This is a genomic window from Pseudomonas serboccidentalis (assembly GCF_028830055.1).
In the GTDB taxonomy this organism is placed as follows: domain Bacteria; phylum Pseudomonadota; class Gammaproteobacteria; order Pseudomonadales; family Pseudomonadaceae; genus Aquipseudomonas; species Aquipseudomonas serboccidentalis.
Genome location: NZ_CP101655.1, coordinates 1,721,083 through 1,742,126, shown reverse-complemented (window position 1 = coordinate 1,742,126; position 21,044 = coordinate 1,721,083). Strand labels below are relative to the sequence as shown.

The following is a 21,044-nucleotide window of genomic DNA, read 5'->3' as shown; positions in this document are numbered from 1 at the left end:
GCCTGCTGATTTCTGTCAGTCAGTAAAGATCCATTGTGGCGAGGGAGCTTGCTCCCGCTGGACTGCATAGCAGTCCCCTGCCTTTGAATCAAAAAGCGAGAGCCGCTTCGCGCCTCAGCGGGAGCAAGCTCCCTCGCCACAGGTTCTGTGTCACGTTTGACTGATCTCCATTTGAAATCCCTGCCGGGACGCTCTCTACGCGTCCGGCCCGATTCTGCGCGCCTGTGCGGCGCCATCGTGAGTGATTGACCATGAAATTTGCAGCCATCGAAGACGCACGCCTGTTCCTTGAACAGAACCCCGATATCGACATGATCGAGTTGTTCATCCTCGACGCCAACGGCGTCCCGCGCGGCAAACTGCTGCACCGCGAAGAACTGCTCGCCGTCTACGAAAGCGGTCGTCCGCTGCCCAGCACCATCCTCGGTTTGACCGTGCAGGGCGAGGACGTGGAAAACTCGGGCCTGGTGTGGGACGTCGGTGATATCGACTGCCGCGCCTACCCGCTTGAAGGCAGTCTGGTGCGCCTGCCGTGGCGGCAGATTCCGACCGCCGCGGTGCAGGTCAGCATGCACCCGACCGAGGGCCTGCCGGCGAGTATTGCCGACCCGCGGCACCTGCTGATCAAGGTGATCGACGGCCTCAAAGCCGAGGGATATCACCCGGTGATGGCGTGCGAACTGGAGTTCTATCTGCTCGACGCCAAACGCGATCACAACGGTCGCCCGCAACCGGCGCTGGATGCCGACGGTGGCCGACCGCGACACACTCAGGTCTACGGTTTGCGTGAACTGGAGCAGATCGAACCGTTCCTCGCCGACCTCTACAGCGCCTGCAAGCTGCACGGTATTCCGGCGCGCACGGCAATCTCCGAATACGCCCCGGGCCAGGTGGAAATCACCCTCGAACACGGCGACGCGCTGCAGGCGATGGATCAGGCGGTGCGCTACAAACGCCTGGTCAAAGCCGTGGCGCACAAGCACGGCATGCAGGCGACGTTCATGGCCAAGCCGTTCGATGATCTGGCCGGCACCGGCATGCACATGCACGTCAGCCTTGCCGACGGAGAGGGGCGCAACCTGTTCGCCTCCGAGTCCCCCGCCGGCACCCCGCTGCTGCGCACCGCAATTGGCGGCATGCTCGCCTCCCTGCTCGATTCGCTGCTGCTGTTCTGCCCCAACGCCAACTCCTACCGCCGGTTCCAGGCCAACAGCTACGCGCCATTGGCGCCGACCTGGGGCATCGACAACCGCACCGTCAGCCTGCGCGTGCCCGGCGGCCCGGCCAACACCCGGCACATCGAACACCGCATCTGCGGCGCCGACGCCAACCCGTATCTGGCGGCGGCAGCGATCCTCGCCGGGATCCATCGTGGCATTCGCGAAAACCTTGATCCGGGCGCACCGGTCGAGGGCAACGGCTATGCGCAAGCCAAGCAATTGCTGCCGACCGATTGGCTGACGTCGTTGCAGGCGCTGGAGAATTCTGCGTGGGCACGGGATGCCTTGGGGCAGGAATTTCTCGGGGTGTATCTGGCGGTGAAACGTGCCGAGTACCGGCAGTTCATGGCCGAGGTGGGTGAGCAGGATTGGCGCTGGTATTTGACCGAAGCCTGAGGCCTCACCGCTGATCCCCCTGTAGGAGTGAGCCTGCTCGCGATAACGATCTGTCAGTTAACACTGATTTGACTGACACACCGCTATCGCGAGCAGGCTCACTCCTACAGGGGATCGCGTACCGACTTGAATTTTGTGTGGACACTGACATGACCCAACGCTGCAATTCCTACTACACCGCCACCCTCAATCAGGACACCGACTACCCGACCCTGCAAGGCCGGCACCAGGTTGATGTAGTGATCATCGGCGGCGGTTTCACTGGCGTCGCCACCGCTGTGGAACTGGCCGAAAAAGGCCTGAAAGTCGCCATCGTCGAGAGCCACAAGATCGGCTGGGGCGCCACCGGACGCAATGGCGGGCAAGTCACCGGCAGCCTCTCCGGCGACGGCGCGATGCGCAAACAGATGCGCCCGAAACTGGGCGATGACGTCGACGATTTCATCTGGCACCTGCGCTGGCGCGGGCATGAAATCATTCAGCAGCGGGTCGAGAAATATGGCATCCAGTGCGACCTCAAGCACGGCCATCTGCACGCTGCCTACAAGCCGGGCCACATGGAAGGTCTACGCCAGGATTACCAGGAAGCCGTGCGCCGTGGGATGGCCGATGAGGTCAGCCTGCTCGACCGCAGCCAGGTACGCGACCTGCTGCAAAGCGACCTCTACCACGGCGCAATCAAGAACACCCGCAACATGCACCTGCACCCGCTCAACCTGTGCATCGGCGAAGCGTGGGCGGCGCAAAGCCTTGGCGCGCTGATCTTCGAGAACAGCGAAGTGCTGGAGATCATTCACGGCCAGACCCCGGGCGTCAGAACCGCCCATGGCCAGATCGATGCCAATCAAGTGATGCTCGCTGGCGACGTCTATCACAAGCTCGAACCGGGCCAGCTCAAGGGCAAGATTTTCCCGGCCATGGGCGGCATCGTCACCACCGCGCCGCTGGGTGATCTGGCGCGGCAGATCAACCCCGAAGACCTGGCGGTGTACGACTGCCGTTTCGTCCTCGATTACTACCGCCTCACGGCCGACGGTCGTCTGCTGTTCGGCGGCGGTGCCAACTACAGCGGCAAGGACTCGCGAGACATCGCCGCCGAGCTGCGCCCGTGCATCGAGCAGACGTTCCCGGCGCTCAAAGGGGTGCAGATCGATTACCAGTGGAGCTGCGCGATGGGCATCGTGATCAACCGCATCCCGCAACTGGGCAAGCTCTCGGACAACGTCTGGTATTGCCAGGGCTATTCGGGCCACGGCATCGCGACGACGCACATCATGGGCGAAATCATGAGCCGGGCGATCACCGGGCAGCTGGAACAGTTCGACACCTTTGCCGGGTGCCAACACATTCGCGTGCCGATGGGGGATTTGCTGGGCAATCCGTTGCTGGCGGCGGGGATGTGGTATTACCAGATGCTTGAGCGCTTGCGCTAACACACCCGCCTCCCTGTAGGAGCTGCCGAAGGCTGCGATCTTTTGATCTTGTTTCTAAAAATCAAAAGATCGCAGCCTTCGGCAGCTCCTACCGGGTCATCGGTTCACTGAAGATCCATTGTAGGAGTGAGCCTGCTCGCGATGAGGCCCTCAGCCGCAATACAACAATCAGTCAGGCAACTGCTGCACCACAATCCCCAACCGCCGATAATCCTCGACACTGCCCGACGCCACATGCCGTTCGGTTATCAGCGTATGCAGGCGCGTACACGCAGCCACCACAAACGGCTCCACCGCCCCCAGTTTGTCCGCCGTGGTCACCGCAATCACCCGCGCCGCACTGTCGAGCAGGGCCTGCTTGACTGGCACTTCATCGAAATGCAGCGAGGTGATACCCACCTCCGGGTGAATCGCGCAGACGCCGGTAAACGCCAGATCCGCCTTGATCCCGGCCAGCATGCGCACCGCTTCATGCCCGCCGGCCGACATCGTGCGAGGGTTCAGTTGCCCACCGGCCAAAATCACCTTCACGCCCTTGTACTCGGACAAGGCGATGGCCGTCATCGGCGCGGCGGTCACCGCCGTAATCTGGGTATCCGCGCGCAACGAGCGCGCCACCTGCAACGTGGTCGAGCCGGAATCGAACAGCACAATCTGCCCATCCTCGACCTCTTGCGCCGCCCGTTGCGCCAGGCGCACCTTGACGTCATCGGTCTCCTCCAGGCGGGTGAAGTAATCCTTGCCGGTGTCCTTGGGACGCGGCAACGCCCCGCCGTGCACGCGCTGCACCAGACCCGCATGGTCCAGTTCAGCGAGGTCGCGGCGGATGGTGTCTTCGGACACGGCGAAGTGCTGGCTCAACTCCGACGCCATGACTTTGCCGTCGCGTTCGAGGATCAGGAGGATTTTCTGCCGGCGCAGGGACGGCAGCTCGGTGACCGAATGATCGTGCATGGTTTTGCCTGTTTGTGCTTGTAGTTGCAGGTTTTGCCGAGACTAGCGAAAGCCACACGCAAACACAAACCGGCGGGTATCAATTGTTTCGATCATTGGAATCAACAAGCCGAATTTTTTCTTTGCATTGCGCGTGTTCAGAATGGCCTCACTTTAAAAAGGCTCAGGATGAACAGCTGATGAATCTCAATTTTGCGTTTGCGTGCATGATCGTCGTGTCTTTTGCGATTGCCCTGGGCCATGCTTGATCGGCCAGAACTGAAGCCGCCAGTTGCTGACGCAACCGCACCAGGTCGCGATACGAGAGTTCGCCCCAGAAAAGCGCCAGCTCTTTGCCGGATGATCTCAGTGGCAGGAACGCTTCCTGCCACGGACAAAAAAGGCACCTCGCGCGCATAATGGCCAAAACATGGCACTTTCCGTATAACGCTAGCGAATCTACGTAAAAATGGTTCAAGTGTCATGAATCGTCTGACCATCACCCAACACAAATCGAAGTACAGCGCGGGGCATTACCCGACTTTTGCCATTGATGAGCTGCCGCTTGAAGTCTGGTTGCCACACCACAACCCGCAGGCCGAATTGCATCTGGTAGCAGCGCACTCAGGACTTTATTCCGATCAGGAAAACGAGTTGATTTGGGACCGTGCCTACTCAACTGCCCCCGGCTGGACAACGTTGCTGCCATTGCTGGTGTGCTCCGACGATCTGGACCTGAGCTGCAGTGTGATCGTAACCGAACAGTTCTCGGATGAAACCTTCATTCATTGGCAGCGTTTTGGCTTGCTAAAAGACCGCATTACCAGTGAAAACCCCGAAGTTGACTGGTTTCACAGCATCCCGTCAGTCACGTTTGCCAGGGCTGCGTTCATCAATGTTTTGGACAGCTTTCGCGAGATTGACGGAGTGAAAGTTGACTGGGACTGACTGCAACGCCTGAACATTTCATAACCATAGAGCCCGTCATGCAACAGCCCGTTAGAAACTTGAACTTAGAAAATATTGATTCGATTACGCAGTGGTTCAATCAAGAACTGGTGAGTATCGGCCAGTCGATCGTAGGCAAAAACGGAATCCCTCTCATGCTTGCATTGAAGCGCGATCGACTGGGCCACGGCCCCTACCCCGAAGTATCGTTGTTCGAGGCGGCCAACCGAATCATGTCTGATCTGGTGATTCTTCATGGCATCGCAGCGCTACTCAAGGGCGAGCATTTCCCTTTCAATGAATACATAGTCGAGTTCGGAAACGAAGACCGGAACGGCTTTGACATTCAGGCGTTCTCCGCGAATGCTAACCTCGCAGGAGAAGCTTTCAATGTGGCCCCTTCGTATTTCACTGGGAAGAAGAATGCCGCTCTAAGAAAACTGCGTGCCAAGGCAGTTGATGAACGCTACAAAATCATCATGTTCAACACCGAAGCGCGCTCAGGAAAGGCTATCAAGCCCGATGCTGGGGGCGCTTTTCAGATCACCGTCGACATCGCCACCGGACAGGTGCAAATCACCCCACCGCTCAACGCGCTTCCGGGAGTTTGACTGCCCTCGCCACAGCGACTGGGGCTTTGTTTCACGCAAGCACCCAATCGCCCGCCGATATTTCTCATCCCGCTCCAAACCTCTGAGGGATCATATGGCATCGTATGCGCTTACTCGGAAATCACCTTCGCCGTGCGCACAAACAACGCATGCGCCTTGTCCCAGAAGTTGCCGCCGAGCACGAAGAAACTGCCGATGAACATCAGGTCACCGAGCAGTTGCATCTGCCACAGATTGGGGCGCACTCCCGGCCAGAAGTTATCGAAATACGGTTCCAGGAACGCCGTCAGCAGCGGCAGCCAGAACATCACCACACCGATCCGGTGTCGCATCGGCCCGACCTGATCAACCGGCGTCGGAATGATTCCCGACACATAGCTGCCGATCTTGCGCTTGAGTTCGGCAAAGCCGGCCTTGCCCATCACCGCGATCACCAGCAGCAATAGCACCTTGTTGCTGATAAACAGCACCCCGGTCAGCGCCGCGACTTTCGAGCCGGGTACATCGAGGCTGGCGGCGATTGGCACCATCAGCCACGAGCCGAGCATCAGGCAGATGATCACCACACCGGCCTTGAAGCGCCAGGTGGCAGGGGGAGTCGGTACAACCGAATCCTGTGAGGTGTCCATGGTTTCGTACCTTTTGATCGAGGGCGCGGGTCGGTTGAGGAGCGCTTGAAAAGCGTAGCAGCAGATTCGCCCGATCAACCTGTGAACTGCCGTCTATGCTCCAGTGATATTTGCGACCCGGGACACGCGCAATGCCTGCAACCACCGCCCTGCTGACGCGGCCCGGCCACTGGTTGTTGCTGGGCGCCTTGAGTTTGAGCGGTTGCGTACGCCTGGGGCCGGATTTCCAGCCGCCGGGCGAAGCCTGGAGCAAGCAATGGAACAGCACCGCGCTGGAGCAGGCCAGCGAGCGCGCCAGCCAGCCCGATCTGCGCCAGTGGTGGCAGGTGTTCGCCGACCCGGTGCTCGACCGCCTGATCGCCGAATCCGATGCGCACAACAGCAGCCTGAAAATCACCGGGCTGCGGGTGCTCGAAGCCCGCGCGCAACTGGGTATCGCTGAAAGCGGCCGCTATCCGCAAGTGCAGCAGGCGGGCGTCGACAGCCTCTACATCGACCGTCATCAGTCCGGTGGCAACAACCCGCAGAACCGTCAATTCTGGCAACACAGCGCGGCGTTCGATGTCGGCTGGGAGCTGGATTTCTGGGGCCGTTTCAGCCGTGCCATCGAATCGTCCGATGCCAGTTACTTCGCCGCTCAGGCCAACTATGAAGACGCACTGGTGTTGCTGCGCGCGCAAGTCGCCGACACCTATTTTCTGCTGCGCACCACCGAAGCACGGCTGCGAGTCGCCCGGGAAAACGCCGCCCAGCAGAAACGCAATTTCGAGATCACCGAAAAACTGTTCAACAGCGGCCAGACCGCCGAACTCGATCTGCAACAGGCCAAAACCCAATACCTGGGCACGCTGAGCAGCATTCCGGCGTTCGAAGATCAGTTGCTGCGCACCCGTAACGCGCTGGCAGTACTGGTCGGTCAGCCGCCCGGGGGCGCGGCGCTGCTGGCTGAGCGAGCGGGGTTGATTCCGCTGGTCGATCGCGCGGTGTTGCAAGACGTCCCGGCCAACCTGCTGCTGCGCCGCCCCGATGTGCGGGCGGCAGAACTGAACGTCGCTGCGCAATCGGCGTTGGTCGGGGTTGCCGAAACCGATCTGTACCCGTCGCTGACCTTGCTCGGCAGCATCGTCTGGTCCACCGACACCCTCAGCGCCACCCCGCGCAGCCTCGACCTGATCGGCGGCCCGAGCCTGCGCTGGAACCTCTTCGATTACGGGCGTATCCGCAACAACATCCGAGTGCAGGACGCGCGCCTGCAGCAACTGATCGAAGCCTATCGCGACAAGGTGCGTCAGGCCGCCCGCGAAGCCGACGATGCCGCCAGCGGCCTGAGCAAAGCGCTGCAGCGCGAGCGTATTTTGCGCGAGGCCGAAGGGGCGGCGCGGCGCTCGCTGGTGCTGGCCAACACGCAATACCGTGAAGGTTATTCGGACTTTCAGCGGGTGCTCGACGCCCAGCGTGCGCTGCTGGAGCTGCAAGACAATTATCTGGTCAGCCGCAGCGACGCGGTGAGCAACCTGATCGCCCTGTACAAAGCCCTCGGTGGCGGCTGGCAAAACAGCGCGCCGCTGATCGACGCCCCCACCCGACAACAGATGCAGCAGCGCACCGACTGGGGCGATTTGTTGAACGCACCGCCCGCCCAAGCGGCGTATCCCCTTCCACCGCAGGTAAGCACCCATGACTGACGCCGCGCCTCCAGCGCCCGCCCCCGTACCGGCTCAACCCGACCCGGCGAAAAAAGGCATCCGTTGGGTGCTGCTGTTGCTCGTGCTGAGCCTGGCCTGGTACCTGCTGGCCGACCGCTACACGCCCTACACCCAGCAGGCGCGGGTCGGCGCATTCGTGATTCCGGTGGCGGCGGAAGTCGCGGGCCGGGTGATCAAGGTCAACGTGCGTAACAACCAGGACGTGAAGGCTGGCGACATCCTGTTTGAACTCGATCCGCAGCCGCTGCAGATTGCCGTCGACCGCGCCCGGGCCGATCTGGAAAACACCCGTCGCACTGTTGGCGCCAGCACCGCAGGCATCGCTTCGGCCCAGGCGTCGCTGCGTGCAGCCCAAGCCGATGAACTCAAGGCGCGCCAGGACAATCGCCGGCTTGAAGGCTTGTACAAAGAAGATCCGGGCACGGTGTCCGTACGACTTCTTGAAGTGTCCCGGGCCAACCATACAGCGGCGGTCAGCAAGGTCGCCGCCGCCCGGGCCGAAGTGCTGCGTGCCCAGGAACAGGAAGGCGGCAACACCGACACCAACGCCAAACTGCTCAGCGCCGCCGCCACGCTGGCCAAGGCTGAACTCGATCTGGCCAACACCCGCATCGGCGCGCGCTCGGCGGGACTGATCACCGACCTGCGCACCGACGTCGGCCAGTTCGCGGCTGCCGGCAGTCCGGTGATGACACTGATCACGATCCAGGACGTGTGGGTCAGCGCCGACCTCACCGAGAACAACCTCGGCCGCGTGCAACCCGGCACCCCGGTGGCGATCGTCCTCGACGCGCTGCCCGGCGAAGTCCTCGACGGTCGCGTGCGCAGCGTCGGCTATGGCGTGAGCGTCGGCCAGACGCCTGCGCCCGGCACCTTGCCAAGCATTCAGAACAGCCGCGACTGGCTGCGCCCGGCGCAACGTTTTCCGGTGATCATCGAGTTCAGCGACGAGGCGAAAAAGCGTCTGATCGACAGTCGCGCGATCCGCGCCGGTGGGCAGGCGGAAGTCATGGCCTTCCCCACCGAGGGCAATCTGCTCAACCCACTCGGGCGGGTGTTTGTCTGGTTAATGAGCTGGCTGTCGTATGCCTACTGAGCGCAGCGTGCCGGCGCAACGAGCCTTGCGCCTGGCGTTCGGCACGGCGCTGTGCACCGCTGCCAGTTACGGTTTCGCCTTGCCACTATCGTTTCTGTCGCCGGTGCTCGCGGTGTTGCTGCTCGCCAGCATGCCCCGGCCGTTGCCAGTCAAAATGGCGCTGGTACTGACTTTGGTCGCCGCGTTTACCACCAGTCTCGGACTGTTGCTGGTGCCGTTGCTGCGGTATTACCCGGTGTGCGGCGTGCTGCTGATCGGTGTTGGGCTGTTTCTGGTGTTCACCTACGGTTTGCGCGGCGGCAACGTGCTGATCATGACGTTCCTGGTGATCGGCATGACCATGATCTCTGCCGCCGGCTTCGCCTCATTCGAGCTGGCGATGGCGGTGATCGGCGCACTGGTCAAAGGCCTGTTACTGGCCGTCGTCATCGTCGGCCTGAGCCACATCCTGTTCCCGGAACCGGCCAACAGTCCCGCGCCACCACCCGCCCCCGCCCTGCCCGCCGAAGACGTGCCCCGCGTAGCGTTGCGCGCAACATTGATCGTGCTGCCGACCTTCCTGCTGGTGCTGATAGACCCCGCCAGCTACCTGCCGATCATCCTCAAAGCCGTCAGCCTCGGCCAGCAAAGCACCACCACCCGCACCCACCATGCCGGGCGCGAACTGCTCGGCTCGACCTTGCTCGGCGGACTGCTGGCGGTGCTGTTCTGGTGTGCGTTGAGCCTGTTCGTACACCTGTGGATGTTCTTTCTGTGGATGCTGCTGTTCGGGCTGTTGGTGGCGCGCAAACTCTATCGGATGCACCCGACGCAACTCACGCCGGGGTTCTGGCTCAACACCCTGATCACCATGATCATCCTGCTCGGCCAATCGGTGGAAGACAGCGCGGCGGGCAAGGATGTCTACAGCGCATTTGCGGTGCGCATGGGGTTGTTCATTCTGGTGACGCTTTATAGCGGGGTGATGATGCACTTGCTCGTCGCGCACCGGGAACACCGTCAGGGTGTGACCTGATAACCGGGCTTCGAGTTGTCATCCAATCTGGCGCAATAACTTTTTCGCCTTGGATCCAACCTTAAAAAGATCTGGAATGATGCCAAAGTGATGGCTTATAGTTGCCATGGCACATATCCAGTAGGGGTAATCAAATGGAAATTGGTGACAAAACAGTAGCAGGCTCCGCCATTGCAACTGGTGCAGCAGCAGGTATAGCCAACGCTTCGATGGTTTATGGCGGAGCGGTCGCGGTCGCTAACGCGGCTGGCTTAAGCGGCGCCGCTGCAACGACTTCTGCCTTAGCCACTCTCGGAGGTGGCGCAGTTGCTGCAGGTGGAGGTGGAATGGCTGCAGGAGTGGTGGCAGTCGCCACCGCAGCAGCTTGGCCAGCGGCTGCAATCGCAGTGGCGGGCTATGGTGGCTATCGTTTGTACAAGTGGTTGAAGTAACCATCAATGCATATTTAGCCAATGCCCATTTTAAAAATGGGCATTTTGCTAAACGCCAAAAAGCTTTTCAGACTTCCTCTCTAATACGCCGCACCTGCACCAACAACGCCGGCGCAAAATGCAGCACCACCATTCGTGCCAGATGGTGAGTCAGGATAAACACCACGTTCAGCCCGCCGGCGAACGCCACAATAGCGATGGTTTCGATTGCTCCTGGCATGTACGCGAGCCACAACGACAGCGCATCGCTGCCCAGCAACCGTCCCGCCGCCAACGCGAAAACCGCCGCGACCAGAATCATCAAACCCACCGACACCAATGCCGTGCGGCCATGACGTCCCAGTTCCGCGAGGCCGAGCCCTTGAAAACGGGAGCCAATCCGCACACCCAGAATCAGCGCCGCCAGGCTCAAACTCCAGTTCGGCATGTGAAAGCCGTGCAGCCATCCTGATTTCACGAACACGGCAGTGATGATGATTGCCGTCAGCATGAACGGTGCCGGCACGCCAACGGCGAGCAATAAACGCCCGACCAACACGCTCAAACCGATCACCGACAGCACGGTCAGCGCCATGCCCGTGGACAACGGATCGGCCTCGGCCACGGCAACCGGTGCCGTTCCAGGAATCAGCAAACTCACCAGCACCGTGATCAACAGCAGCCGCATCAAATGCACGATGATCACCTTGCTTGAAGCCTGATGCGATTCCAGCAAATCGAACACCGCCGCCAATGCACCGGGGTACACCGCCAACAGCGCATCGGTGCGATTCCATCCCGCGCCGCGAGTCAGCCACCATCCGGCGAGGGCGATCTGCACCGTCAGACACAGTAGCAACACGCCAAGGCTTGGCAACATCGCCGATGCCGTCGCACTGTCCCACGCTTCGAACATCAGCCCGGTGGCGATGCCCAGCGTCACCTGAATGTAGCCCAAGCCATAAGGGGTTGCGGGGGCGAAACCGGTGCGCGTGGTGACCAGCGCGGTGACGAGAATCGCCCCCAGCAACAAGCCGTGAGGAACACCGCTGACCTGCAACGCAGCACCAACGGCGGCAGCGATCAACAAACACAGAATCGATTTCATATTTCGCCTTCCTGGCTATTCAACTGACCCACCCTCAATCCCTGTAGGAGCTGCCGCAGGCTGCGATCTTTTGATTTTTTGCAGATCAAGATCAAAAGATCGCAGCCTTCGGCAGCTCCTACAGGGGTGTATTCGTTCTTACGCGCGCAACCGTCCGATTGCCCGCCGATACTTCTCGACCCGTTCCAGATCCTCCCAACTCGGCGAGGCGATCCGCGACAGGTCACTGTTCTCTTCCAGATCCGCCAGTTTCACCACCCGGCCGATCGGGTTCTGCGCCGCGCGCTCGACGAAATCCTCGTAGGACTCGCCTGGCACTTTGGTCACCGATTCAAGCGCCGTCAGCACCTCCTCGCTGAAGCCTTCCTTGCGCAAATCATCGAGGCTGATGCCGCAATCCTCCACCACATCGTGCAGCACGGCGACGATGCGTTCTTCCATCGTGGTCATGCGCAACATGACTTTCAGCGGATGCAAAATGTACGGCGCACCGCCCTTGTCCACCTGCCCGGCGTGCGCGGTGGCAGCGAGGGCGATGGCGCGTTCGAGTGTCTGGGTCATGGGGATTCCTCGGGTTAGAGGCCGTAACGGCCGCCGACGTGGATGTTGCGCTTAAGCCAGTTGCCGATTGTTTTAAAGCGCCCCACTGGCTGGGAATGTTGCTCAAGAATCATGGACACCAATGTCGCCTGATCCGCCCCCGGATGCGTATCGATCACTTGCGCGACCCACGCGCAATCGGCTTTCTTCAGATGTTCACGCCACTCGCCAGGCCAGGCATCCAGCTCATCCAGCGCCAACCACCGTGCCCCGCCCTGATTGGCATGCCCGCCGCCAATCGATTGCTCGAAGCAGAACGGCGTCGCCGGTCGGGCCTGGTCGATGCTGAAGATATAGATGTCTTGAGTGGGATGCTGCGGCGTGGGGGCGTTGTTGCGGCTGCCGATTTCGATCATGCGCGGTTCCGTCCGTGAGTGAGGCGTTACAACTTGTTTCGCAGTCTACGACTTGGTGCCAGTGGGGGGAACCTTTGACGATGAACCGGGTTGTGACAAGTGAAACGTTTGACTGGGCAGTCCGGGAATCACGTTTCTGTCGCCCACAAAAAAGGGACACCGTTGGGTGTCCCTTTTTACGTATGGAGGTACGCGGATCAATCAGCGCTTCATCGCTTCACACTGATTGCGCAGGTCCGAATCATGGATGCTCGAACACGTGCTGCCCTTCTTCGCCTCACAAAATGCACGCTGATCGCTGTCATGGATGCTGGAGCAGGTACTGCCTTTCTCAGCCTCACACATTGCGCGCAAATCCGAATCATGAATGCTGGAACAAGTGCTGCCCTTTTTAGCCTCGCAGTAAGCGCGCTGGTCGCTGTCGTGAATGCTCGAACAGGTACTGCCCTTCTCGGCTTCACAGGACGCACGCAAATCACTATCCCGGATCGAGGAGCAGGTACTGCCTTCCTGCGTGGCCTGGCAATAGTTGCGTTGATCGCTGTCACTGATGCTGGAACAACTGGCAAACGTGTAACCGCTGAACATCAACAACATCGCAAGAATCAGTTTCATCTCACACTTCCCTGGGTTGCCAGGAAACAGCCTGGCACTGCTTGATCCGTTCTCAATGAGCGTCGCGACACGCCATCAAATTGACATCGCTTTTTAGGAAAGTTCAAACAGGCAAATGAGATCCGCGCAGATTTTTGAGTCTGAAAAACTCGTAGGAAAACACCACCTGTGGCGAGGGAGCTTGCTCCCGCTGGGCTGCGAAGCAGACCCAAAACCGGCCAGTCCTTTTCTCCAGGTCCACCGCATGCGCCGGAATACGCCGACTGCGTCGCCGAGCGGGAGCAAGCTCCCTCGCCACAGGGTTGGTTTTGCGTCCTACAGGTCGGTTGTGGCTACGGGAATTGCTGCCTAGAGTAAGGTTGTCGCTGACCGCAGTTGGCGATGGGTTTCGCAGCCCTGAAGAGAAATTGGATAACACCGTCTAACGACAATTCTGGCAAAATTCGCCGGCATTACGTTTTATGGCGGTTGTGTGCGGGAGACTTTCGAGTCTGCCGGGTCTGGTTTCTCCTCGGTCTGCGAACCCGCTCACAGCCGCCACCCATTATGTTTCGCAGCAAAACGGTGGCTCATTTTATTGAGAGACCATTCCTAATGACGATCAAAAAACCGCTCCACCACTACGCCCACATGTCCCACCCCGCCACCGACCACCCCGTCCTCCTCATCGACGCCGACGCCCCATTGCGCGAACTCCACGCCTGCGTCGCCGAACGCCTCAACGCCGTCCTCAAATACCTCGACCTCATCGCCTGCACCCGCCTCCCCGACTACGCCGAACATGACATCAATACCGTGACCAACATCGCCAGGATCATGGTGCAGGACGTGAGTGATGTGTTTCGGGTGATTGAACAGCGGGGTTTCGACGCACCAGCCTGATAACCAACACATTGCCAAAGTGCCAACTTCATAAACGCCCGGTCATCCAACCAGCGATAACGTCGTTGGCATTTGGGAATAATCACCTCCTGACTTCCGCGCCCCTTGTAAGACGCGTCCGAACATCACCAACAGCGAACCAGCGCGCCACCGTTCTGGCTTTAGTTGACGGTTACTCTTCAAACAAGAGTTTTCCAGTCAATAAAGCAGAGCTTCCATGGCCAACCACAGCTACATGAGCATTACCGGAAATCGTCAAGGGCTTATCTCGGCCGGCTGCTCCGATATCAATTCAATCGGCAACAAATGTCAGTTGGGCCATCTCGATGAAATCATGGTCCTTTCCTATTCGCACAATATGACTACCGGTAATGACGGCGGCGTTACGGCCGACCGTGGCAAGCACTTGCCGATCATGATCACCAAGAACATCGACAAATCCTCCCCCCTCCTCTCCGCCGCACTTCACGAACGCGAAGTGCTGGACTGCACCATCTTTTTCTACCGAACCTCCCCCGCTGGCACGCAAGACAAATACTTCAAAATCCACATAAGCGGCGCAAAAATCGCCCACATCAACCTCCAGGTTCCTCACGCCATCCATTTGAACGACGCTCAGCCACAGGAACTGGTGTCATTCACTTACCGCGAAATCAGTTGGACCCATATTCAGGCGGGCACAAGCGGCTTCAGCAGTTGGGGAAATAACGATGAATGAGGATTCGTGTGACATTGACGACGTCAGCCGTGCTGCATCCGATCTAGTCGCCTTTGGCTGCAAGATCGGCGCAACGCAGCTGTATGACAGTTTCACGCAACTGCGATTTAGCGAGATCGTTTCAGATTATGCGAATGAGATTATTCGGGCGGTGGATGAAGGTGTCATTAGTGCCAAGCAAGGATTGCAGGAACTCAGGGAGGAGTATTCAGAGCTTTCTGCCAAATCCATATTTTATTTTCAGAATGGAGTGAACATTGCTTCAGGGACCCTACAAATTCAGGCTGGCGCTGTAGTACTTGGAGCTGGCAGAGGGAAAGCCGGCGTCACGGGCGCGATATTAATCGGGCATGGCTTCAACAACGTTTACGAGGGGGTGGGAAACATCTATCGCGGCCCCGACAACCCAAGTTTGGTAGGGCCTATGAGAATGGCTTACCAGAAAATACTTGGTATCAAAAATGGTAATCTTGGCTATTACACTGTCGATCTATACCTCTCTGTTCTAGGCATGGTAAAACTCGTTAGAAAGCCAGATTCTGTGCAACTTTTCAATAAAGACCCTATAAACTACGAGCGAGCCCACAAGCAGATGGGAACACTAGCGTTGTCATTCGAAGCATTAGTCGACAGCTTCACGCTAAACGCAATTATAAAAGAATCGAGCCTTGAAAAATAATCACATACCGAGTCCGTCAACGGCGAGAGCGAAACGAACGTTGAAAAAAACTCAAGTAACAAAATAATCCAAGAAACAAAAAAAACAAGAAAAACGCCATAACCCAGTACGACACATCACTAAAAAAATCAAACTCCAATAGAAAAGGAGCAAAAATAGCGGCCGCAGTTATAGACACAATGACTATCTCTACCCATGCGCCTTTAAAACCATAGTGCTTTTCTTCAATCCTTTCTCCAGAGAGCACATTACGAAGACGAGGAACATAGTAAACAAGTCCAAAAAACGCGAAAAACAAAAAAGTAATCCAGAATAAAATCCAGAATATCGACTCGTCGATTCCAAATAACTCGCGCATACCGCCCATGAAAACCATTGCATAAAATCCAGCAGACGCGACTACCAACCCTGAAACACTAAAGTAATATCGAAGATCATCTAATCTCATAATTCAATTCCAGAGCATGAAAACCATCAACACAATCAAGCCGAGTACGCGAGCGAAAACGTGCTCAAAAAGGCCTGCACTGCAATCTCACCAAACGGAAAAAACCTGTCAAACAAAAGAACAAGCAACATGATATAGAGCACACAAAGCGCAAAAGCCGCAAAGAAAAAACCAATGACAACGCACATTTACCGAACACTCATAATTCTCCAGCACTCCTTAGCCTCGAAAAAATCGAATCACCAAGCAATCTAAACATGTCAGAAAAATCATAACGCCATTAACTTTGCATCATCACGCACTCATTCAGAATTTTCGTACGAATGAAAACCATCAACCCTACAAATTTTTCCGCCACTCAAAAAAATCCGACACCTTAAAAAGGCGTCGGATTTGTTTGCAGCGCATGGGCTTACGTGAAGCACCAATCAGAAGTTAGCCGGCGTATTCGCACTAATAATCTCAGCCTCATCCGCCCCAATGTTCCGGAACTTATGCGGCAGCGTCGTCGGAAAGTAATACCCATCCCCCGCGTAACAAGCCCACACTCCCCACCTTCCGCATGCACAATCGGCTTTTCCCCCGAACTGGCACCGGCGCGTATTGATCCTGCAGCAAGCGCATCTGGCGGCTCGGCACCGAGGCGCTGATCAGCAGCAGGCGCAGCCCGTGGCAGCCGAGGTCAGGTTGTTCGTTGACGCGGAACACGTATTGGAGTTCGCGTGGGGGCTGGTCGAAGGTGAAAAAGTGGTCAGGACATCGGGACGATGTTCGAGCAGCTTTTTCGGACCTACTCAAATAAATCTGTCACTTTTTCGTGTTAACACCGCAAACAAAAAAATATATGCAACCCAGAATCAATTCCAAATTTATATATTAAACTGTCATATATGACAGTTGAAAGCATGACCCTAGCGCAAGATCATGTAATTAGCTCGTCACAATGACGTAGCAACTATCAAAAGGAATAAATCATGGAACGCGAAATTGACATGACAGGAGTAAAAATGACCGAAGAGGCCGCAGAAAGAGCCGCCGTTCTCAAACTGGTCGAGGATGATAAGTTTCTAATCATACAAAAAATAGCACTTCAACCCCAGACAAAAACCGCAAAAATCACTTACGACTATCGTCCTCTTACACCAAAGGAATTAGAATGGCGAAAAGAACATCATGGCCAACATCCGAATATGACGCTATGAGCAGTACTCTATAAACCAAACACCATATAAAAACTACTGCATTGTAGAGGAAACCTTGGTCAGGGGCCGATCAACTCAACTGATAGTCCCTGACCAGTACTAAAAACTCAAATCACCAGAGCTCCCTCTCGTCAACTTTCCCAGAAATACTGCAACATCGTTACAAAGCTAATGCCCAAGAAAAAATTGGAAGCATACAAATCAGAGGTCACAAACAATTCAAAAATTCGCCGGCGTATTCGCACTAATAATCTCAGCCTCATCCGCCCCAATGTTCCGGAACTTATGCGGCAACGTCGTAGGAAAGTAATACCCATCCCCCGCATTCAACACACTCACCGACCCATCCACCGTCAACTCCACGGTGCCGCGCGTCACCAACCCACACTCTTCACCTTCCGAGTGAACAATCGGCTCTTCCCCGGAGCTCGCGCCTGGCGCGTATTGCTCGCGCAGCAGGCGCATCTGGCGGCTTGGGACGGAGGCGCCGATCAGCAGCAGGCGCAGGCCGTGGCGGCCGAGGTCGGGCTGTTCGTTGGCGCGGAACACGTATTGGTGTTCGCGCGGGGGCTGGTCGAAGGTGAAGAAGTCGGCCAGGGACATCGGGATGCCTTCGAGCAGCTTTTTCAGGGAGCTGACGGAAGGACTGACACGATTCTGTTCGATCAGGGAGATGGTGGCATTGGTCACGCCGCTACGCCGGGCCAGCTCGCGCTGGGACAGTTTGTAGCTTTCGCGTACTAGTTTGAGTCGAGAACCCGTATCCATGACTGCCTTATGTGAGAACGACTTAAGGGCGATGGGGGTGGGTGGCGGGTGACGCGCCGAGGGCGCGGATCACGTTGCTCCCGTGTCCCGGAACCGTGAAAGGCGGCTATTAAATCACGTTTGGTGGTGTTGCTCAGCAGGTTCGATGGGCGGTGGGATAAAAGTCCTTCTAGCCTTGGAAATACGGACCTGTAGGAGTGAGCCTGCTCGCGATTCGGTGGCACATTCAACATGTTTTTTGACTGAAAGACCGCCTTCGCGAGCAGGCTCACTCCTACAATTTGATCTGTGGTGTTTCAGGCAGGTAAAAAACCGGCGGGGTCCTGGGAGCCGCCGCCGGGGAGGTAAGCTAGATGCCGAAACGGTCGCGCAGCGAGTAGTAGACGGCGCCGAGGGCGGTCAATGGGGCGGAGAAGGTGCGGCCGCCGATCATGGGCATGTGCGGTAGCGAGGCGAAGGCATCGAAGCGTTCGGCGTCGCCGCGGATCATTTCCGAGATCAGTTTGCCGGCCAGGTGCGAGCAGGTGACGCCGTGGCCGCTGTAGCCCTGCATGTAGTAGGCGTTTTTCTCGATGCGGCCAAATTGCGGCATGCGCGACATGGTCAGCAGGAAGTTGCCGGTCCAGCGGTAGTCGATTTTCACGTCCTTGAGCTGCGGGAAGGTCTTGAGGATCTTCGGGCGGATCAGTTGCTCGATGTCGTCCGGCTCCCGCGCGCCGTAGACCACGCCGCCGCCGTACAGCAAACGGTTGTCGGCCGTCAGGCGGTAGTAGTCGAGCAGGTAGTTGCAGTCTTCGACGCAGTAGTTGTTGGTGATCAGGCTGCGCGCCTGCTTCTCGGTCAGCGGTTCGGTGACGCAGATCTGTGAGCCGCACGGCATGCTTTTCGCGGTCACGCGGTTGTCCAGACCTTGCGGCAGGTAGGCGTTGCCAGCGATCAGCAGGTACTTGGCGCGCACCTGGCCTTTGGCGGTCCGCACGACGTTGGGCTCGCCGTATTTGATTTCCACGGCCGCCGATTGCTCGTAGATCTTGCCGCCCCGGCTCACGATGGCCGCGGCCTCACCGAGCGCCAGGTTCAGCGGGTGAACGTGACCGCCCTGCATGTCCAGCATGCCGCCAACGTAGGCGTCGGAGCCGACTTCACGACGGATGTCAGCAGCATCGAGCATCTTCAGATTTTTGTTGCCGTAACGTTCCCAACTGCGCTTCTGCTCGGCCAGGCCATTGAGTTGTTTCTTGTTCATCGCTGCGAAGATGCCGCCCGGGCGGTAGTCGCATTTGATGTCGTATTCCTTGATGCGCGAACGAATGATGTCGGCGCCTTCGAAGATCATGCTGCCGAGGATTTCTGCGGTCTTGTCGCCGTAGCGCTCTTCGATCACATCGACGTCGCGGCTGTAGGAGTTGACCAATTGCCCGCCATTGCGGCCGCTGGCGCCGTAGCCGACTTTCGCCGCTTCGAGCACCGTCACTTTGTAGCCGGCTTCGCTCAGGAAAAGCGCCGAGGACAGACCGGTGTAGCCGGCGCCGATGATGCAGACATCGCATTCGACCGATTCTTCAAGCACCGGGAAGTCGATGACTTCGTTGCGGGTGGCGGCGTAGTAGCTGTTGACGTGTTGCTGTTTCATTTTATTGTTCTCCGAGGGTCGCCGATTCAGGGCGACCACCGTTGTATAAGAGTTAGAGCTTGATCCAGGTCGCTTTCAGCTCGGTGTACTTGTCGAACGCATGCAGCGATTTGTCGCGACCGTTACCCGACTGCTTGAAGCCACCGAACGGGGCGGTCATGTCGCCGCCGTCGTACTGGTTGACCCACACGCTGCCGGCCCGCAAGCCACGGGCGAAGGTGTGCGCCTTGCTCAGGTTGCTGGTCCAGACACCGGCAGCGAGGCCGAAGATGCTGTCGTTGGCGATCTGCAGCGCTTCCTCAACGGTGTCGAAGGTGATCAGCGACAGCACCGGGCCGAAGATTTCTTCGCGGGCGATGGTCATCGCATTGGTCACGCCGTCGAAGATCGCCGGTTGCACATAGAGGCCACCGGTTTCTTCGAGGGTGCGCTGGCCGCCGGCAATCAGCTCGGCGCCCTGCTCGCGGCCGATGCTGATGTAACGCAGCACATTGTCCAGTTGACGCTGATCGACCACGGCGCCGACGGTGGTCGCCGGGTCGAGGGCATGCCCCGGTTTCCACGCTTGCAGCGCTTCCACCAGCAGCGGAATGAATTGCTCGCGGATCGAACGCTCCACCAGCAGACGCGAACCGGCGGTGCACACTTCGCCTTGGTTGAAGGCAATGGCGCCGGCTGCTGCCTGGGCTGCCGCGCGCAAGTCCGGGGCGTCGGCAAACACCACGTTCGGGCTCTTGCCACCGGCTTCGAGCCAGACGCGTTTCATGTTGCTTTGCCCGGCATAAATCATCAGTTGCTTGGCAATCGCCGTGGAGCCGGTGAAGGCCAGCACGTCGACGTCCATGTGCAGCGCCAACGCCTTGCCGACGGTGTGACCGAAGCCCGGCAGAACGTTGAACACGCCTTTCGGAATGCCCGCCTCCAGCCCAAGCTGCGCGATGCGAATCGCGGTCAGTGGCGACTTTTCCGAAGGCTTGAGGATGAACGAGTTGCCCGCCGCCAACGCTGGGGCGAATTTCCAGCTGGCCATGATCAACGGAAAGTTCCACGGCACGATGGCGGCGACCACACCGGACGGTTCGCGGGTTACCAGGCCGAGTTGGTCGTGCGGGGTGGCGGCGACTTCGTCGTAGATCTTGTCGATGGCTTCGGCGCTCCAGCGGATCGCGTTGGCGGTCGCCGGGATGTCGATGCTCATCGAGTCGCTGATCGGTTTGCCCATGTCGAGGGTTTCCAGCAGCGCCAGTTCTTCCTGGTGTTGCAGGATCAGATCGGCGAAGCGAATCAGGATGCGCTTGCGCTCGGCCGGGGCCTTGTTGGCCCACACGCCGGAGTTGAAGGATTGGCGTGCGACTTCGACGGCGAGGTTGGCGTCGGCTTCATCGGTGCTGGCCACGGAGGCGAGGAAACGGCCGTCGACGGGGCTCAGGCATTCAAAGGTGGCGCCGCTGATCGCCGGGCGGTATTCACCGTTGATAAAGGCGCGGGATTCGATGCTCAGGGACTGGAAGCGTTGTTCCCAGTCGTTGCGGGTGATGGTCATGGTTGGGGCTCGACAAGGGGGAATTGGGTGACGAGCGAATACCCGTCAATCAAAATCTGATAACCCGCCCCCCTGTAGGAGCTGCCGCAGGCTGC

The 21,044-nt window shown here is 58.4% G+C and carries 21 protein-coding genes and 1 pseudogene; 11 read left to right on the top strand and 11 right to left on the bottom strand.

All coding sequences use genetic code 11. The features are described 5' to 3' along the window. Positions 1–251: 251 nt before the first annotated feature. Both NN484_RS08035 and NN484_RS08030 read left to right on the top strand, forming a co-directional pair. Positions 252–1,616 carry a glutamine synthetase family protein gene (locus NN484_RS08035; RefSeq protein ID WP_274658847.1) on the top strand — a complete coding sequence of 455 codons (1,365 nt, stop codon included), beginning with the start codon at positions 252–254 and terminating at the stop codon, positions 1,614–1,616. A gap of 149 nt (positions 1,617–1,765) precedes the next feature. Next, positions 1,766–3,049: an NAD(P)/FAD-dependent oxidoreductase gene (locus NN484_RS08030; RefSeq protein WP_127652659.1), complete on the top strand. Its 1,284-nt coding sequence runs from the start codon at positions 1,766–1,768 to the stop codon at positions 3,047–3,049. A 168-nt stretch (positions 3,050–3,217) separates the two neighbouring features. On the opposite strand, the gene NN484_RS08025 is transcribed toward NN484_RS08030, so the two are convergent. Continuing rightward, positions 3,218–4,003 (bottom strand): DeoR/GlpR family DNA-binding transcription regulator, encoded by a 786-nt coding sequence (locus tag NN484_RS08025; protein ID WP_274658846.1) that lies wholly within the window; start codon positions 4,001–4,003, stop codon positions 3,218–3,220. 462 nt (positions 4,004–4,465) lie between these two features. On the opposite strand from NN484_RS08025, the gene NN484_RS08020 reads away from it, so the two are divergent. Both NN484_RS08020 and NN484_RS08015 read left to right on the top strand, forming a co-directional pair. Next, positions 4,466–4,930 carry a hypothetical protein gene (locus tag NN484_RS08020; RefSeq protein ID WP_274658845.1) on the top strand — a complete coding sequence of 155 codons (465 nt, stop codon included), beginning with the start codon at positions 4,466–4,468 and terminating at the stop codon, positions 4,928–4,930. 38 nt (positions 4,931–4,968) lie between these two features. Then, complete coding sequence (locus NN484_RS08015; protein ID WP_274658844.1) at positions 4,969–5,541, top strand: hypothetical protein; 573 nt, start codon at positions 4,969–4,971, stop codon at positions 5,539–5,541. A gap of 110 nt (positions 5,542–5,651) precedes the next feature. On the opposite strand, the gene NN484_RS08010 is transcribed toward NN484_RS08015, so the two are convergent. Continuing rightward, positions 5,652–6,170, bottom strand: coding sequence for a transporter suffix domain-containing protein (locus tag NN484_RS08010; protein WP_215502698.1), 519 nt, complete (start codon positions 6,168–6,170; stop codon positions 5,652–5,654). Between the two features lie 131 nt (positions 6,171–6,301). Here NN484_RS08010 and NN484_RS08005 point away from each other — a divergent pair, with 131 nt between their 5' ends. Genes NN484_RS08005 through NN484_RS07995 form a run of 3 tightly spaced genes read left to right on the top strand, consistent with a single transcriptional unit; the run spans position 6,302 to position 9,987 of the window. Beyond that, positions 6,302–7,855 carry an efflux transporter outer membrane subunit gene (locus NN484_RS08005; RefSeq protein ID WP_274658843.1) on the top strand — a complete coding sequence of 518 codons (1,554 nt, stop codon included), beginning with the start codon at positions 6,302–6,304 and terminating at the stop codon, positions 7,853–7,855. Further along, positions 7,848–8,972 (top strand): HlyD family secretion protein, encoded by a 1,125-nt coding sequence (locus tag NN484_RS08000; RefSeq protein WP_215502697.1) that lies wholly within the window; start codon positions 7,848–7,850, stop codon positions 8,970–8,972. Before NN484_RS08005 ends, NN484_RS08000 begins: the two co-directional genes overlap by 8 nt. Continuing rightward, positions 8,962–9,987 carry a DUF2955 domain-containing protein gene (locus NN484_RS07995; RefSeq protein ID WP_215502696.1) on the top strand — a complete coding sequence of 342 codons (1,026 nt, stop codon included), beginning with the start codon at positions 8,962–8,964 and terminating at the stop codon, positions 9,985–9,987. Before NN484_RS08000 ends, NN484_RS07995 begins: the two co-directional genes overlap by 11 nt. Positions 9,988–10,485: 498 nt before the next feature. Here the strand turns inward: NN484_RS07995 and NN484_RS07990 are convergent, their stop codons facing one another. The 4 genes from NN484_RS07990 to NN484_RS07975 all read right to left on the bottom strand — a co-directional run bounded on the left by NN484_RS07990 (position 10,486) and on the right by NN484_RS07975 (position 13,076). Further along, positions 10,486–11,505 carry an AbrB family transcriptional regulator gene (locus NN484_RS07990; protein WP_274658842.1) on the bottom strand — a complete coding sequence of 340 codons (1,020 nt, stop codon included), beginning with the start codon at positions 11,503–11,505 and terminating at the stop codon, positions 10,486–10,488. 138 nt (positions 11,506–11,643) lie between these two features. Further along, positions 11,644–12,066 carry an HD domain-containing protein gene (locus tag NN484_RS07985; protein WP_274658841.1) on the bottom strand — a complete coding sequence of 141 codons (423 nt, stop codon included), beginning with the start codon at positions 12,064–12,066 and terminating at the stop codon, positions 11,644–11,646. A gap of 14 nt (positions 12,067–12,080) precedes the next feature. Next, on the bottom strand, positions 12,081–12,461 hold the full coding sequence (locus NN484_RS07980; protein WP_127652586.1) for a hypothetical protein: 381 nt from the start codon (positions 12,459–12,461) through the stop codon (positions 12,081–12,083). A gap of 201 nt (positions 12,462–12,662) precedes the next feature. Continuing rightward, positions 12,663–13,076: a hypothetical protein gene (locus NN484_RS07975; RefSeq protein ID WP_215502692.1), complete on the bottom strand. Its 414-nt coding sequence runs from the start codon at positions 13,074–13,076 to the stop codon at positions 12,663–12,665. Positions 13,077–13,670: 594 nt separating this feature from the next. Here NN484_RS07975 and NN484_RS07970 point away from each other — a divergent pair. From NN484_RS07970 to NN484_RS07960, 3 genes are all read left to right on the top strand, one after another. After that, positions 13,671–13,958, top strand: coding sequence for a fructose-bisphosphate aldolase (locus tag NN484_RS07970; RefSeq protein WP_274658840.1), 288 nt, complete (start codon positions 13,671–13,673; stop codon positions 13,956–13,958). Positions 13,959–14,175: 217 nt separating this feature from the next. Next, on the top strand, positions 14,176–14,676 hold the full coding sequence (locus NN484_RS07965; RefSeq protein WP_127652584.1) for an Hcp family type VI secretion system effector: 501 nt from the start codon (positions 14,176–14,178) through the stop codon (positions 14,674–14,676). After that, positions 14,669–15,355, top strand: coding sequence for a DUF4225 domain-containing protein (locus tag NN484_RS07960; RefSeq protein WP_274658839.1), 687 nt, complete (start codon positions 14,669–14,671; stop codon positions 15,353–15,355). The genes NN484_RS07965 and NN484_RS07960 overlap by 8 nt, the downstream gene beginning before the upstream one ends. A gap of 16 nt (positions 15,356–15,371) precedes the next feature. On the opposite strand, the gene NN484_RS07955 is transcribed toward NN484_RS07960, so the two are convergent. Continuing rightward, a complete protein-coding gene (locus NN484_RS07955) occupies positions 15,372–15,803 on the bottom strand; it encodes a hypothetical protein (RefSeq protein ID WP_274658838.1) in 432 nt (143 codons plus the stop codon). Between the two features lie 428 nt (positions 15,804–16,231). Further along, a pseudogene (locus tag NN484_RS07950) lies at positions 16,232–16,588 on the bottom strand (XRE family transcriptional regulator); the annotation flags it as partial. 189 nt (positions 16,589–16,777) lie between these two features. Here NN484_RS07950 and NN484_RS07945 point away from each other — a divergent pair. Next, positions 16,778–17,005, top strand: coding sequence for a hypothetical protein (locus NN484_RS07945; RefSeq protein ID WP_274658837.1), 228 nt, complete (start codon positions 16,778–16,780; stop codon positions 17,003–17,005). 219 nt (positions 17,006–17,224) lie between these two features. On the opposite strand, the gene NN484_RS07940 is transcribed toward NN484_RS07945, so the two are convergent. The 3 genes from NN484_RS07940 to NN484_RS07930 all read right to left on the bottom strand — a co-directional run bounded on the left by NN484_RS07940 (position 17,225) and on the right by NN484_RS07930 (position 20,949). Further along, positions 17,225–17,773, bottom strand: coding sequence for a cupin domain-containing protein (locus tag NN484_RS07940; protein WP_042558757.1), 549 nt, complete (start codon positions 17,771–17,773; stop codon positions 17,225–17,227). A 349-nt stretch (positions 17,774–18,122) separates the two neighbouring features. Then, a complete protein-coding gene (locus tag NN484_RS07935) occupies positions 18,123–19,406 on the bottom strand; it encodes an NAD(P)/FAD-dependent oxidoreductase (protein WP_274658836.1) in 1,284 nt (427 codons plus the stop codon). 52 nt (positions 19,407–19,458) lie between these two features. Then, positions 19,459–20,949, bottom strand: a complete 1,491-nt coding sequence (locus NN484_RS07930; protein ID WP_127652579.1) for an aldehyde dehydrogenase — start codon at positions 20,947–20,949, stop codon at positions 19,459–19,461. Positions 20,950–21,044 lie beyond the last annotated feature (95 nt).

What these genes read in the sequence shown, in the direction of transcription:
- NN484_RS07985 (WP_274658841.1), bottom strand. Translation starts at nt 12,066, where the DNA reads ATGACCCAGACACTCGAACGCGCCATCGCCCTCGCTGCCACCGCGCAC.
- NN484_RS07980 (WP_127652586.1), bottom strand. Translation starts at nt 12,461, where the DNA reads ATGATCGAAATCGGCAGCCGCAACAACGCCCCCACGCCGCAGCATCCC.
- NN484_RS07935 (WP_274658836.1), bottom strand. Translation starts at nt 19,406, where the DNA reads ATGAAACAGCAACACGTCAACAGCTACTACGCCGCCACCCGCAACGAA.
- NN484_RS08020 (WP_274658845.1), top strand. Translation starts at nt 4,466, where the DNA reads ATGAATCGTCTGACCATCACCCAACACAAATCGAAGTACAGCGCGGGG.
- NN484_RS08025 (WP_274658846.1), bottom strand. Translation starts at nt 4,003, where the DNA reads ATGCACGATCATTCGGTCACCGAGCTGCCGTCCCTGCGCCGGCAGAAA.
- NN484_RS08005 (WP_274658843.1), top strand. Translation starts at nt 6,302, where the DNA reads ATGCCTGCAACCACCGCCCTGCTGACGCGGCCCGGCCACTGGTTGTTG.
- NN484_RS07970 (WP_274658840.1), top strand. Translation starts at nt 13,671, where the DNA reads ATGACGATCAAAAAACCGCTCCACCACTACGCCCACATGTCCCACCCC.
- NN484_RS07960 (WP_274658839.1), top strand. Translation starts at nt 14,669, where the DNA reads ATGAATGAGGATTCGTGTGACATTGACGACGTCAGCCGTGCTGCATCC.
- NN484_RS07975 (WP_215502692.1), bottom strand. Translation starts at nt 13,076, where the DNA reads ATGAAACTGATTCTTGCGATGTTGTTGATGTTCAGCGGTTACACGTTT.
- NN484_RS08010 (WP_215502698.1), bottom strand. Translation starts at nt 6,170, where the DNA reads ATGGACACCTCACAGGATTCGGTTGTACCGACTCCCCCTGCCACCTGG.
- NN484_RS08035 (WP_274658847.1), top strand. Translation starts at nt 252, where the DNA reads ATGAAATTTGCAGCCATCGAAGACGCACGCCTGTTCCTTGAACAGAAC.
- NN484_RS07995 (WP_215502696.1), top strand. Translation starts at nt 8,962, where the DNA reads ATGCCTACTGAGCGCAGCGTGCCGGCGCAACGAGCCTTGCGCCTGGCG.
- NN484_RS08030 (WP_127652659.1), top strand. Translation starts at nt 1,766, where the DNA reads ATGACCCAACGCTGCAATTCCTACTACACCGCCACCCTCAATCAGGAC.
- NN484_RS08000 (WP_215502697.1), top strand. Translation starts at nt 7,848, where the DNA reads ATGACTGACGCCGCGCCTCCAGCGCCCGCCCCCGTACCGGCTCAACCC.
- NN484_RS07945 (WP_274658837.1), top strand. Translation starts at nt 16,778, where the DNA reads ATGGAACGCGAAATTGACATGACAGGAGTAAAAATGACCGAAGAGGCC.
- NN484_RS08015 (WP_274658844.1), top strand. Translation starts at nt 4,969, where the DNA reads ATGCAACAGCCCGTTAGAAACTTGAACTTAGAAAATATTGATTCGATT.
- NN484_RS07990 (WP_274658842.1), bottom strand. Translation starts at nt 11,505, where the DNA reads ATGAAATCGATTCTGTGTTTGTTGATCGCTGCCGCCGTTGGTGCTGCG.
- NN484_RS07940 (WP_042558757.1), bottom strand. Translation starts at nt 17,773, where the DNA reads ATGGATACGGGTTCTCGACTCAAACTAGTACGCGAAAGCTACAAACTG.
- NN484_RS07965 (WP_127652584.1), top strand. Translation starts at nt 14,176, where the DNA reads ATGGCCAACCACAGCTACATGAGCATTACCGGAAATCGTCAAGGGCTT.
- NN484_RS07930 (WP_127652579.1), bottom strand. Translation starts at nt 20,949, where the DNA reads ATGACCATCACCCGCAACGACTGGGAACAACGCTTCCAGTCCCTGAGC.
- NN484_RS07955 (WP_274658838.1), bottom strand. Translation starts at nt 15,803, where the DNA reads ATGAGATTAGATGATCTTCGATATTACTTTAGTGTTTCAGGGTTGGTA.